Origin of the sequence: Kaistella sp. PBT33-4 (genome assembly GCF_029194425.1) — a bacterium.
In the GTDB taxonomy this organism is placed as follows: Bacteria; Bacteroidota; Bacteroidia; order Flavobacteriales; family Weeksellaceae; genus Marnyiella.
In genome coordinates this window covers 262,161-274,814 of sequence record NZ_JARFYL010000002.1, presented here as the reverse complement: position 1 = coordinate 274,814, position 12,654 = coordinate 262,161, and the positions used below count along the sequence as shown (strand labels likewise).

General features: G+C 42.6%; 10 protein-coding genes and 3 tRNA genes. 6 read left to right on the top strand and 7 right to left on the bottom strand.

Going from position 1 to position 12,654, the window contains the following annotated elements:
• Positions 1-30: 30 nt before the first annotated feature.
• Positions 31-1,146, bottom strand: coding sequence for a DUF3078 domain-containing protein (locus P0M11_RS04265; protein ID WP_275624600.1), 1,116 nt, complete (start codon positions 1,144-1,146; stop codon positions 31-33).
• A gap of 161 nt (positions 1,147-1,307) precedes the next feature.
• On the opposite strand from P0M11_RS04265, the gene P0M11_RS04260 reads away from it, so the two are divergent.
• The 3 genes from P0M11_RS04260 to gdhA all read left to right on the top strand — a co-directional run bounded on the left by P0M11_RS04260 (position 1,308) and on the right by gdhA (position 4,767).
• Positions 1,308-2,081 (top strand): rhomboid family intramembrane serine protease, encoded by a 774-nt coding sequence (locus P0M11_RS04260; protein WP_158063005.1) that lies wholly within the window; start codon positions 1,308-1,310, stop codon positions 2,079-2,081.
• Positions 2,082-2,112: 31 nt separating this feature from the next.
• Entirely contained in the window at positions 2,113-3,225 is a 1,113-nt protein-coding gene (dprA, locus tag P0M11_RS04255; protein ID WP_275624599.1) for a DNA-processing protein DprA, read from the top strand.
• A gap of 183 nt (positions 3,226-3,408) precedes the next feature.
• On the top strand, positions 3,409-4,767 hold the full coding sequence (gene gdhA / locus P0M11_RS04250; RefSeq protein WP_275624598.1) for an NADP-specific glutamate dehydrogenase: 1,359 nt from the start codon (positions 3,409-3,411) through the stop codon (positions 4,765-4,767).
• Between the two features lie 255 nt (positions 4,768-5,022).
• Here gdhA and P0M11_RS04245 read toward each other — a convergent pair whose 3' ends face one another.
• The 3 genes from P0M11_RS04245 to P0M11_RS04235 are packed head-to-tail and all read right to left on the bottom strand — an operon-like array spanning position 5,023 to position 6,977.
• Complete coding sequence (locus P0M11_RS04245) at positions 5,023-5,904, bottom strand: DMT family transporter (protein WP_275624597.1); 882 nt, start codon at positions 5,902-5,904, stop codon at positions 5,023-5,025.
• Entirely contained in the window at positions 5,894-6,544 is a 651-nt protein-coding gene (aat, locus tag P0M11_RS04240; protein ID WP_275624596.1) for a leucyl/phenylalanyl-tRNA--protein transferase, read from the bottom strand. Before aat ends, P0M11_RS04245 begins: the two co-directional genes overlap by 11 nt.
• A gap of 55 nt (positions 6,545-6,599) precedes the next feature.
• Positions 6,600-6,977, bottom strand: a complete 378-nt coding sequence (locus P0M11_RS04235) for a DUF3127 domain-containing protein (RefSeq protein ID WP_158063000.1) — start codon at positions 6,975-6,977, stop codon at positions 6,600-6,602.
• Positions 6,978-7,135: 158 nt separating this feature from the next.
• On the opposite strand from P0M11_RS04235, the gene P0M11_RS04230 reads away from it, so the two are divergent.
• From P0M11_RS04230 to P0M11_RS04220, 3 genes are all read left to right on the top strand, one after another.
• A tRNA-Leu gene (locus P0M11_RS04230) sits at positions 7,136-7,220 on the top strand.
• A gap of 33 nt (positions 7,221-7,253) precedes the next feature.
• Positions 7,254-7,326, top strand: a tRNA-Gly gene (locus P0M11_RS04225).
• A gap of 13 nt (positions 7,327-7,339) precedes the next feature.
• Positions 7,340-7,423: transfer RNA gene (locus tag P0M11_RS04220), tRNA-Leu, on the top strand.
• A gap of 327 nt (positions 7,424-7,750) precedes the next feature.
• On the opposite strand, the gene P0M11_RS04215 is transcribed toward P0M11_RS04220, so the two are convergent.
• Genes P0M11_RS04215 through P0M11_RS04205 form a run of 3 tightly spaced genes read right to left on the bottom strand, consistent with a single transcriptional unit; the run spans position 7,751 to position 12,654 of the window.
• Entirely contained in the window at positions 7,751-10,906 is a 3,156-nt protein-coding gene (locus P0M11_RS04215; RefSeq protein WP_275624595.1) for a type I restriction endonuclease subunit R, read from the bottom strand.
• The gene (locus P0M11_RS04210) at positions 10,906-12,174 is read right to left on the bottom strand and encodes a restriction endonuclease subunit S (RefSeq protein ID WP_275624594.1); all 1,269 of its coding nucleotides are present in this window, start codon (positions 12,172-12,174) and stop codon (positions 10,906-10,908) included. The genes P0M11_RS04215 and P0M11_RS04210 overlap by 1 nt, the downstream gene beginning before the upstream one ends.
• Entirely contained in the window at positions 12,175-12,654 is a 480-nt protein-coding gene (locus tag P0M11_RS04205; RefSeq protein ID WP_275624593.1) for a type II toxin-antitoxin system VapC family toxin, read from the bottom strand. It abuts the gene before it with no gap.

Sequence of the window (12,654 nt, the reverse complement as noted above, 5' to 3'; positions counted from 1 at the left end):
AGGCGGTTTTTTGGTGACCTTCGGCAAAACTTACTTTGTAATAAAAGGCTTAATTGCTTTTTTTGTACGCAGTTTTTCCGTAGCCTGTTCTCCAATGTTATAGGAAAATCCGATTCCCAGGGTTTGCTTACGCTGAAGCTTTTGGATCTGATCGTGATCATAGGCAAGTTCCAGGCTTACAAGCGTGGAGATAAAACGGTTCAGTTTAATGTTCAGAACACCATTATAGGCAACATCCACCCTCTCAGGATGACTTATATAATTGCTGAAAAAATTGAGCTGGTTATCCAGATTTACGTCTTGTAATATTTTCAGACGGTACAGGATATTCATCATGGCACCAAGTTCACTGCGAACACTCTGTCCGTCCCTCTCCAGACCATAACGGCCCGCCTTCTGCAACAACGGATCGGTTACGAAGGTGAATTTTCCGTTGGCAGGTCTCAGGATTACCTGAAAATTCTCGCTTGGGTTGTAGGAGAAACCAATACCGGCATTTACATAACCGGGAGCCATAAATCTGGAAATACGGTCGGCAAAACCGGGATCCGGAACTTCACTGTAATTGAAACCTGGCGCAAATTGTGTAATCAGCTGGAATCCGGTAGATAAATAGTAGTGCTTTCCAAGATCATATCCGTAATTGCTCATGAAGTTGATGAAATCTTCGGTTTTACGGCTGCTCTGCCCTTCGGCCGCATTCCAGCCAAATCCAAGCTGCATGATATTTTCCAGATAATGCTTTTTGTTCTTATAACTCAGGTTATAATTCATTTTACCAATTGCGCCTATGCTGTTATTTCCGCCCGAATTCCAGTTGGAAAATGACGCCTGGTTAAAGACCAGGTTGTTTTGCCCGTAGAAGTACCATTTTCTTTCTGCAGAAAGGTTATTAAGTGCAAAAGGTGTAATTGGAACCTCTTCCAGAACCTGAGGTATGATGATCTCGTCCCTTACGATGATGGTATCGCGGAATTTGGGCTCAAGATCCATCACTATGGGGTTAGCCAGGCTGTCCAGATTGGGCAGTGTACTTTTCCACCTTCCGTACTGTATGGAATCGACCACACTCCTGGAATCTCTTTCTGTCTGGCCAAATCCGGAGGTGTAAACAAGCAGCGGCAGTAATAACAATATCCTTTTCATAATTCCATTCATTATTCTGCGCAAAAATAAGCCTTATGTATCAAATGTGTTCAATTTAATAATAATGCGTACATTTTGGCCTGTAAATGAGCGCTTAGAGTGAACTTAACAGCCAAATTTACCATGATCCTTTTTTGGCGTCTGTTTTGAAAACTTCCTGTATGTTCAAAAACCATATTTCTGCCGCAACCTTACTTTATCCGACCGGCATGCTTACGCTTATGTGGCTGGGTTTCCTGCTGCAGAATTTAGGTTTGTTCCGGAACTGCTGGGGCGCCATCATTCCACTCGTTCCGTCCGGTCTAAAAGGAGTATTCCTTTCTCCTCTGCTGCACGGCAGTATGGATCATCTGCTCAGCAATTCGATTCCGATATTTATCCTTCTGGGTTTGCTTTTTCATTTTTACCCCACCCTTGGCCGAAAAATTCTGTTTGGCGGCTGGCTTTTCACGGGGCTGCTGGTTTGGCTGCTGCCCCCAATAGACATTTTTACAGGAAACTATATGTATACCTGTACCATCGGCGCCAGCGGTGTGGTTTATGTGCTGGCGTTTTTCCTGTTTTTCAGCGGTGTATTCCGGTGGAATATGAAACTGCTTACAGTATCTATGCTTGTTGCACTGTATTACGGCAGCCTGGTATGGGGCGTACTGCCCGAAGAACTGTTTTCGGGAAGTGAGGTGCCCAGCAATATTTCCTGGCAGAGCCACCTGGCCGGTGCTACTGTGGGAACCGTGATGGCGTTTGCATTTAAAAAAGCTGGCGAGAAAAAAAAGAAATACATCTGGGAATTCCCGAACTTCTATAGCGAAGTTGATGATAAGCTGTGGCAGGAATACCGTGAGCGTCATCCTGAAGACTTTGAAGACATGCCCCAAAAGAAGCGGGATGAAGTCTGGGAACGCCTGGAGGAGCTTCGTAACAGCAGGAAATAATTTTTTTATCTTTGGGTAAATAACGTCTTATATGTTTACGGACGAACATCTGTATTCTATTGCTTTACGCAAATGCAGTAATATAGGAGATATTAACTTCTATAAACTTGTCAATGCAGTTGGGTCTGCCCGGGAAGTCTGGAGTTTCCCAAAGCGGGAACTGGCTAAGATTTTAGGTATCGGTAACAGGACACTTCACGAAATAGGTTCCGGCGAAGCGCTGCAGTTTGCAGAAAAGGAGCTGAAATTCTGCGAAAATCACAGCATACACATCAGACTCAGGCACCGGGCAGAATTACCTGTTCTGCTTAACGAGTGTGAAGATGCGCCGGCAATACTATATCAGAAGGGAGATCTGCAACCATACCGCAAGTCCTTTTCAATGGTAGGAACGAGAAACATGACGTCTTACGGCAAAGGGTTTGTTCACGATTTCTTCCAGCACATCCGAAAATCAGGAATTATCTCTGTAAGCGGCCTGGCTTTAGGTGTGGATACAGAGGTGCATGAGCAGTCGCTGAAGGAACAGATTCCTACCGTTGCTGTGCTGGCACATGGTTTCCACACCATCTATCCATCCAAAAACCGGAAACTGGCAGAGCGGATTTTGGAGCATAATGGAGTATTGCTTTCAGAATTTAACTCATCACAAAAACCCGACCGTGAAAATTTCATTCAGAGAAACCGCATTGTTGCGGGCCTGTCCGAAGCCATCATTGTTGTGGAAACGGCTTTTGGCGGCGGCTCGGTAAGTACTGTCGGTTTTGCGAACACCTATAACCGGGAGGTCTATGCGCTTCCCGGAAAGATAAACGATAAGTACAGTCAGGGTTGCAATATGGTCATTGCACAAAACAAAGCCCGGATAATTGGTACGGTAACAGATTTGGTGGAAGAATTGGGTCTTGATGACCGCTCGGGTCTTATGGAGCCACTTTTTCCTAAATCTGAATTGAGACGACAAATGACTGAAGATCAAAAGATCATCTATAATATCATAGTGGAAAACCCCTATATCTCTCTGGATGAGATAGCAGGAAAAACCTCCTCGGCATCGCATAAGATTTTAAGTCAACTCCTTGAACTTGAACTTAGCGGCTTAATTAAAGCACTTTCAGGGAGGCAATATACAGCAAATCCCTAATATTGGATTTCTTAAAACCATATCCTTTTCCCGCACCTCTTTAATTTTCATCAACAAACATTAAATTATTATGAATTTAATAAATTAATGCTGGATTAATGTTTAATTTTTTGTAAAACCTAAATTTATAACTGAAAGTTTTGGAAAAAAAATTAAATTTGTTGAAATCATCAAGCCTCATTTATGGAACACTATAATGTAGATCAAAAAATTCAGGATTTTATTGCCAAAATCGAGGCAAAAAATCCTAACGAGCCGGAATTCCTTCAGGCTGTAAAAGAAGTAGCAGTAACTGTAATCCCGTTTATTGCCAGCAGACCTCAGTATAACGGAATGAAACTTCTGGAAAGAATGTCTGAGCCGGAGCGTACCATAATTTTCCGTGTTCCCTGGGTTGATGATCAGGGCGAAATCCATGTAAACCGTGGTTTCAGAATTCAGATGAATTCAGCCATCGGACCGTATAAGGGCGGCATCAGGTTCCATCCTACGGTAAACCTTTCCGTACTTAAGTTCCTGGCGTTCGAACAGACCTTTAAAAACTCTCTTACAACACTGCCTATGGGTGGCGGTAAAGGTGGTTCCGATTTCGATCCACAGGGAAAATCAGACATGGAAATCATGCGTTTCTGCCAGGCTTTTATGACAGAAATGTGCAAGCACATCGGTCCGGAGACTGATGTACCTGCCGGAGATATCGGCGTGGGCGCTAGGGAGATCGGCTACCTTTTCGGTCAGTACAAGAAAATCAGGAACGAATTTACCGGTGTTCTTACAGGTAAAGGGCTTGCTTATGGCGGATCACTGATCCGTCCGGAAGCCACGGGTTATGGAGTTGTCTACTTTGCCGAGCAGATGCTAAAGACCATTGACCAGGATTTTAAAGGCAAGACTGTAACTGTTTCAGGTTTTGGTAATGTGGCTTGGGGTGTTATTAAGAAAGTGGAAGAATTGGGCGGTACCTGCGTTACCATTTCAGGCCCTGACGGTTATATCTATGACAAAGACGGAATTACTGGCGATAAAATTGACTATCTGCTTGAATTACGCGCATCCGGTAATAACCGCGCTGAAGATTATGTAAAGAAGTTCCCGGGCGCTGAATTCCATGCAGGCAAACGTCCGTGGGAAGTGAAATGTGACGTTGCCATTCCGGCCGCCACGCAAAATGAACTTGATCTGGAAGACGCAAAAATATTGGTTGAAAACGGTGTAGTTTGCGTTACGGAAGCCGCCAACATGCCTAGCACACTTGAAGCTATAAATCATTTCCTGGAGCACAAGGTACTTTTCTCACCAGGTAAGGCTTCCAATGCCGGAGGTGTAGCCACATCCGGGTTGGAAATGACGCAAAACTCGATCCGCCTGAACTGGAGTTCTGAAGAGGTCGATACCCGTTTGAAGGAGATTATGATCGGAATCCACAAGGCCTGCCGCGATTACGGTAAGGAAGAGGACGGCTATGTGAACTATGTAAAAGGAGCTAATATCGCCGGATTCGTAAAAGTTGCGGAGGCAATGCTGGCACAGGGCGTTGTATAAGCATCAATATAAATCCTGTCCCGGGACAATGGGAAAAAAGTAAAATGAAAGGATAAAGAGCACTGTTTTTCAGTGCTCTTTGTTTTTTAGGCATCGCGATTAGATTAAGAAATAGGGATTCCCAGACGAATAAATGATGATGCTAAAAAAGGGTCGGATATTGTGGAATAGATCCGTTCCAGCAGCTTTAAAAGGTTCAGGTAATAGCAAAAGCAGACTATCGGAAAAGCCATGCAGAGGCGATCATGAGGTGGACTAAGCTTTCGAACTCTTTGCCCTCAAAAACAGCAGCCCTCCTATTATAATAAATCCACCCGCAAACTGTAGTCCTGTAAGACTTTCGCCATCCAACACACCCCAGAGTACAGCCACAATAGGCATCAGAAGTGTTACTGTGGATGCAAACAGCGGTGTGGAGATACTGAGCAAACGGTAATTCAGCATCATCGCCAGACCTGTACCGAAAACGGAAAGCAGGCTTACATAGCCAAGACCTATAAACTCCCCTTTTGTACCTTCAAAATTTTTGAAGAAGCCCGTAGATGCAAGGGTAATAAGTGAGGGCAGAAACAGGATAAAGAAAAATACAAAGGCCGACAGAATCTTTGCGGGCACATCACTTAATTTAGATTTTACCGTCGTGACGCTGACCGCATAAAGCAGCGTGGCCAGCAACAACCACAGAATCGGCACGATTTTCAGACTGTCACCCTCTGCGCCGCTCAGCATCAGCAAGCAGGCGCCTGAGAAACTGATCGCCACACCAATCATCTGCCTGCCGGTAGTCTTGAATTTCCAGAACAGTGCACCAATCAGAATTACGAAAATGGGCATCATAGAATTTACAATTCCGGCTATGCTGCTGCTCACCTCTGTTTCGGCCAGCGGAAAAAGAAACATAGGTATAAAGTTACCTGCGACAGCCGCCACAATAAGCCATTTCAGCCTCTTTCGTGGGAATTTCCGGATATTGAGCATAGCGACAGGCGCCAGCAGAATTCCCGCAATCAGCACACGCAGTGCACCCACCTGGAAAGGTCCATAATGCTCAAGCGATTTTTTAATCAGGATGAAGGATGAGCCCCAAATAATGGTGAGCAGGATCAGAAGGACCCATTTTTCTTTTTCAGAATTCATTGTTTCTTTTCAGGATGTTCAGGTATTGTGATTTGGGAATCATTCTGGCTCCCAGGCTTTCCAGATGTTCAGAATGAATCTGGCAGTCTATAAGTTCTAAAGTGTCGCGGTATTTATTAACAAAATGGATGAATCCTGCCTTTGAAGCGTTGCTGACGTGGGAAAACATACTTTCACCGCAAAAAACATTGCCTATCTGGATTCCGTAAAAGCCTCCCACAAGTTCGCCCTTCTGCCAAACCTCAACGCTTTTTGCCAAACCCTCATGATGCAGCTGCGTGAAAGTTTCAATCAGTTCCTCATTAAGCCAGGTACCCACCTGTCCCGGACGTTCAATACGCATGCAGTTTTCCAGAACTTTACGGAAACAGTGGTTTTCGGTGAAGGTAAAAACCTCATCGCGCAGTACCTTCTTCATCGACTTTGAAATTCTCAGTTCATCAGGATAAAGCACGAAACGCGGGTCCGGACACCACCACAGAATCTCCTCCCCGGGATTATACCAGGGAAATATGCCGTTTTCATAAGCAAGTCTAATCCTTTCCGCGGACAGGTCACCGCCAAACGCCAACAGTCCGTCAGGTGGATGATAATGCGCGGGATCGGGGAAAGCGATAAGATTTTTGTCGAGTTTGTACATGAGGAAAAATAAATCCCACTTCAAAAAGCAGGATTTATATAATTTCTATAGTAGATTAGAATGGCAAATCGTCATCCTCTTCTTCAAAAACATTTTTGCCCGGCGCTGGTGCTGCCTGAGTTCCTCCTGAAGCCTGAGTAGGCTCGAAAGAAGTGCTGTCAGCTATTTTTTCAAGCCTCCAACCCACGATCGAATTGAAATATTTCACTTCATTTTGCGGAGAAGTCCACTCGCGGCCGCGGATATTAATGCTAACTTTCACTTTTTCACCTTCAGTACAACTGTTCAGAAGGTCTACCTTATCCTGTACGAATTCAATATTAATTGGCTGCGGATACTGCTCTTCGGTAAGAAGCACCATTTCTCTTTTTTGAAAACCGCTCGCAAATGTCTGAACGTCAGTTATTTTTTTTATTGTTCCCTGTAATTCCATATCGTAAATATTAATAGTGTAAAAATAGACAATAGAAAGTAATAAAGAAATGATCTGTCTGAAATGTGGATAAAAATATTTTTCAAAAATAAATTTGCATGATATGGCAAAACCTTCTATATTTGCACTCACAAAAAGAAAAGAAGATCTTTTAACCGGCGGATGTGGTGTAATTGGTAGCCACGCCAGACTTAGGATCTGGTGCCGTGAGGCGTGGGGGTTCGAGTCCCTTCATCCGCACCAAATTTCTAAAAGCAATTTTAGAAATTTTTTTATGCGAAAATAGCTCAGCTGGTAGAGCACGACCTTGCCAAGGTCGGGGTCGCGGGTTCGAATCCCGTTTTTCGCTCAACATCTACCAGGCCCTGGTGGTGGAATTGGTAGACACGCAGGACTTAAAATCCTGTGTCCGCAAGGACGTACGGGTTCAAGTCCCGTCCGGGGTACTTAAATAGCTGTTAACTGTTTGGTTTTCAGCTTTTTTCGTTTTTATACTCCCGATTTTTTTCCCGACATCTAATTTTTGTTTGTAATTGCGCTTATTTGAATACAACTATTTATAAATATGGTTGTAATAATAAAATGCGACAAATAGTCCGATAACTAGGTAATACAGGTATGGCGAGTATTGAACCATTTTGGGGCATTTTATCATATAATAAGGATGTAACTTCCCCTAGATTTATCTCTTGAAAATGGTTGGTTCTGTTCCCTAAGTATCCGTCAACCGGTATTTCATCTGTCGGAAAGGTCTTAACAAACATTTGAAATTTTTACCGCACTGAACTTGCAAGCAATTTTGCCTGTTCTAAAACGGTTTCGGTGGCTTTGAGTTCGAGGTCTGGTGGGTAGCCGTGTTTGCGTAATATCTTTTTTACTGCTATTCGCATTTTAGCCTGTACGTTTTCGCGAACGGTCCAGTCGATGCTGGAATTGCTGCGGACGGTGTCTACGAGTTCCCGAGCTATGTGGCGGAGGATATCATCACCCAGAATGGAAACTGCACTGTCGTTTACTTCCAATGCGGAATAGAATGCAAATTCCCTGAAATCCAATCCTAAATCTTCTCCTTTGCGATCTGCTTCCTTGATGTCTTTTGCCAGGTTAATGAGTTCCTGAATTACTTCGGCTGAGGTAATCAAATTATTCTGATAGTTGCGTACTGCGTTTTCTATCATTTCTGAGAATTTCTTGGACTGTACAATATTGGTTCGTTGACGGGTTTTCACCTCATCATTTAATAGCTTTTTCAGCAATTCGAAGGCAAGGTTTTTGTGCTTCATTCCTTTTACTTCTGCAAGGAATTCATCTGACAAAATGGAAATATCGGGTTTCTTAATTCCCGCTGCATCAAAGATATCAATAACTTCATCTGCCACCACAGCATCACTCAGAATCTGCTTAATGGCGGTTTCGATCTCTTCATCACTTTTCCCTTTCTTACTTTGGGTAACCTTTACAATTCTAGATTTGATCGCCTGAAATAGACCTACCTCATCGCGGATTTCTATTGTAGAAGGATGAGGAACTGAAATAGCGAACGCTTTAGATAATGCTGTCACCGCATTAATGTATCTTGCCTTTCCATCTTCCAATCCTAAAATGTAGTTGGCTGCCTGAATCGGGAAATATAACTTCTCCTTAGGCGTCATGGTAAAGAAAGACTGATAATTAAAACCTTTGGATTCTGTATGATCTTTAGGCTGTTCTGAAAACATCTGTGCAACGATCTCGTACTTGCTCATCATTACGGCCGCAGCTTCTTCCTGATCAAATGCCGGCTTTCCTTTACCGCCACTTTCTGTATAGACGGAGAGTGCTTTTTTAAGATCAGTGGCAATGCCAATATAATCTACGACCAAACCGCCTTCTTTGTCCTTATATACCCGGTTTACCCTTGCAATTGCCTGCATCAGGTTATGTCCTTTCATGGGCTTGTCAATGTACAGGGTGTGTAAACTTGGCGCATCGAATCCGGTGAGCCACATGTCGCGGACAATGGCTAATTTGAGACCGTCTTTGGGATCCTTTAGTCTTTCGCCCAAGGCTTTTCTTTTGGCTTTATTTCGTACGTGAGGCTGGAAAGGCAAAGGATCTGAGGAAGAACCTGTCATGACTACTTTAATTGCTCCTTCTGCGTCATCGTCGCTGTGCCAGTCGGGTTTTATCTTGATGATTTCCGCATACAGTTCTACTGCAATGCGGCGGCTCATACAGACAATCATTCCTTTACCATCGAGTATCTCATTCCGTTCTTCAAAATGTTTTACAATATCGGTTGCAATGAGTTTTAATCTGTCGGGATGACCAACAATTGCTTCGAGTCTTGCCCATTTGGCTTTCTTAGATTCAATATCGTGGCTTATGCCTTCGTCTTTCTCTCCATAATCTGCCATTTCTTCGGCAACTAAATTAATCTGCTCATCAATTTGATATTTGTTTTCTTCCTTTAACGCTATTTTAGCTAATCGGTTTTCATAAAAGATGCGAACCGTTGCACCATCTTCTACAGCCTGCTGAATGTCGTAAACATCGATATAATCTCCAAATACAGCCTGCGTATTTTTATCTGTATTTTCAATAGGTGTACCCGTGAATCCGATAAATGAGGCATTGGGCAAAGCATCGCGCATGTGTTTGGCGAACCCATCAATAAAATCATACTGACTGCGGTGTGCTTCATCGGCAATTACGACAATATTGCGCCGGTCTGAAAGTTCATCAAACTGCCCTTTAATATTCTTGAATTTTCCATCACCTAAATCTATTTTCTGCTCGATTTCCGGGAGGAATTTCTGAATGGTCGTAAATACGATACCGCCTGAACCTACAGAAAGTAAACCTTTCAGATGGTCTCTGTTTTCTGCCTGTACGGGAGTCTGCCTCAGAATATCCTGACTTAAAGAAAAAGTGTCAAATAACTGATCGTCGAGGTCGTTTCTATCGGTAAGGATTACCAAGGTTGGATTGTTGAGTGCGAGCACTAATTTACCAGCATAAAACGCCATTGAAAGACTTTTGCCGCTGCCCTGTGTATGCCAGATTACCCCGGCACGCTGATCACCGTTTACTGCGGTAGCTTTCTTCGTGGCTTCTACGGCTTTGTTTACAGCGAAATACTGGTGATAGCGCGGAACTATTTTTGTCAGCTGCTCTTTATTCTGGTGGAAGATTGTAAAATGACGAACAAGATCGAGCATTACGTCCTTGTTTAACATCCCTTTTGCCATGACCTCCATTTGTGGAATGTGTTCATCGGCTACGAGTTCGCCGTCAATGGATTTCCAGGGCACGAAGAACTGTTTTGCGGAAGTTAAGGAACCATACAGGGCATCCCAACCGTCTGATGCGACCAATAAGGCGTTGTACTGGAAAAGCGACGGAATAGCCTGCTTATACGTCTGCAACTGGTTGAAGGCAGCACTCACATCTGCGTTTTCATCCGCTGCATTTTTGAGTTCTATTACCACCAATGGTAAACCATTTACAAACAGAATAAGATCGGGGCGTTTGTTTACGTTACCTTCTATGACGGTGAACTGATTGACGACCAGAAACTCGTTGTTGTGCGGATTGTCATAATCTACCAGCCATACTTTATCTCCCGCAATGCGGTCACCTTTTCGGAATTCTACTTCTACGCCATCAGTGAGGTATTTATGAAAACGGTAATTGTTTTGAAAGAGTTCTGGAGTGTCGGAACGCAATACTTTGCGCAACGCTTCCTCCTGTGCTTCCGCAGGGATTGTAGGATTGTGTTTTGCAATGGCTTCCTGCAGGCGGTTTTTGAGGACTACTTCGTTGTATTCTCTTTCTTTGTAAAGTCCTTCAGGGGAAATATCTACGCCGTTGAGGTAGTGGTAGCCCAAGTCTATAAATTCCCGAATGATTACCTGCTCAATATGGTCTTCTGATATAACTGCTGCCATTATGCTGTGGTTTGGGTTAATGCATCAGATACTTCTAACTCGCCTGAAATGAGTTTAGGCAATAGCGTATCTCTTAGGTTGGTTAGTTCTTGGTTTTCTTCTCGATTTGTTAAAATCGTGTTATACAATTCACCAGATGCTTCCTCAAAAGCGTACAATAAGTTAGACGTAGGTTTAATAAGAGACATACGTTTTAAGTGCATAGGACCAAAATTCAATTGAACACTGCCAGATGCCTGAGATTTCAGATCATCTAAAAAATAATTTGATTGAAGGTATTGATACATAAAAGAACGAAGATTATTTTCTGTAGGTCTGAATCTGATTACTGATGTGTTTAACATTAATGGCAAATGAGATTCTCTAACAATTGCTGATTTACCTAAAGTACCAGAAGTTGAAACTACCATATCACCATTTTGCAAAGCGAAGTGACAATACTTTTGGTTGAACTCATCAATGGATATAAATGATGAGTTTTTAACTAATATATCGCCATTCTGAATTAACCTAATATTAATAAATGGCATTCCTTCATGTCTATATTGCCAATTACGTAAACCAGGACCTTCTAAGAAGTCAAATAGGTCGCCTATTGGTTTCACTTCCCACCCTTTGGGAATTTCGCCCAGCTCGCTGTCTATCATTTCGCCGCCGGAAGATTTATAGGGTTCTCCGTTTTCGTTTGGAAATTCAAAATCGATGAACCATTGCTTAAAGAGGGTTTGGGCGAGACTTTCTAACTCTTGGTTTATTTTGTTGTTGAGTTCTATTTTGTCGTCGAGGGAGGAAAAGATTTCGGCGATGGCGGTTTGGGCATTATAATCAGGGGCTGAAATAAGCACTTGCTTTAGCTCGGAGGATTTTATTCCTGTGACGGTTGTTCCTGTTTCTTTTTCTTTTAACCTGTGCTGACCTTTTGCTGACTGAAGAAAATATTTTAAGTACCCATTGTCAAGAACATTATCTTTACCGCGAATTGTTATGATACGCTGTGCTAAAGCAAAACTTGGATCTTTTATTTGTGCAACTTCACCTAACGGGGCTTCAGTTGTTAATACAACATCTCCTAATTTTGGAAAACCTCTAGTCATCCAACTTGCATAATCTTCTTTTGCAATAAATTCAGTGGGTGTCTGTATAGTGCCGCTCTTTACAATTTTGGCAGTTACTAGTGGAACACCACTTGTAGTTTTTTTAGGGGTTTTACCTCTATAATCTATAAATGTTGCTACCTCACCTAATTTATATTCTTTCCAGTTCGTCATTTAAATTGTGTTTATTTTAGTGTACTCGAACTTTTTAATCTTGAGCATTGACTTTGGCAGATGGTCAAAATCACCATCACAAGTGAGCAAAGTAGCATTAATTGTTTTAGCAGTTGCACCAATCCAGAGATCATTTTTACCCATAGTAATATGTGCGCCCTTTTTAATTTCACCGTTTTCATCTTCCATTTTATTCTTACTGTACAAATCGATTAGTTTGTAATTATCAATAAGAGCGTCGTCGGTATGATTAATATCGATAGTAGGAATACCTTTCAAAAAATGATGTAAATCCTTAAGCTTATTCGCACCCCAATTACTCATTTTTACAAATGTTAAAAGCTCGGCCCTGGTGACAACAGAAATAATTTGGCGGGGTTGTGGATTGAGAGTTGATATCCATTCATTTATTTCTGTACCTGTTTTATTGCCTCTAAGTATATGAATTACAGCGCACGTGTCTAGAACTAAATACCACAT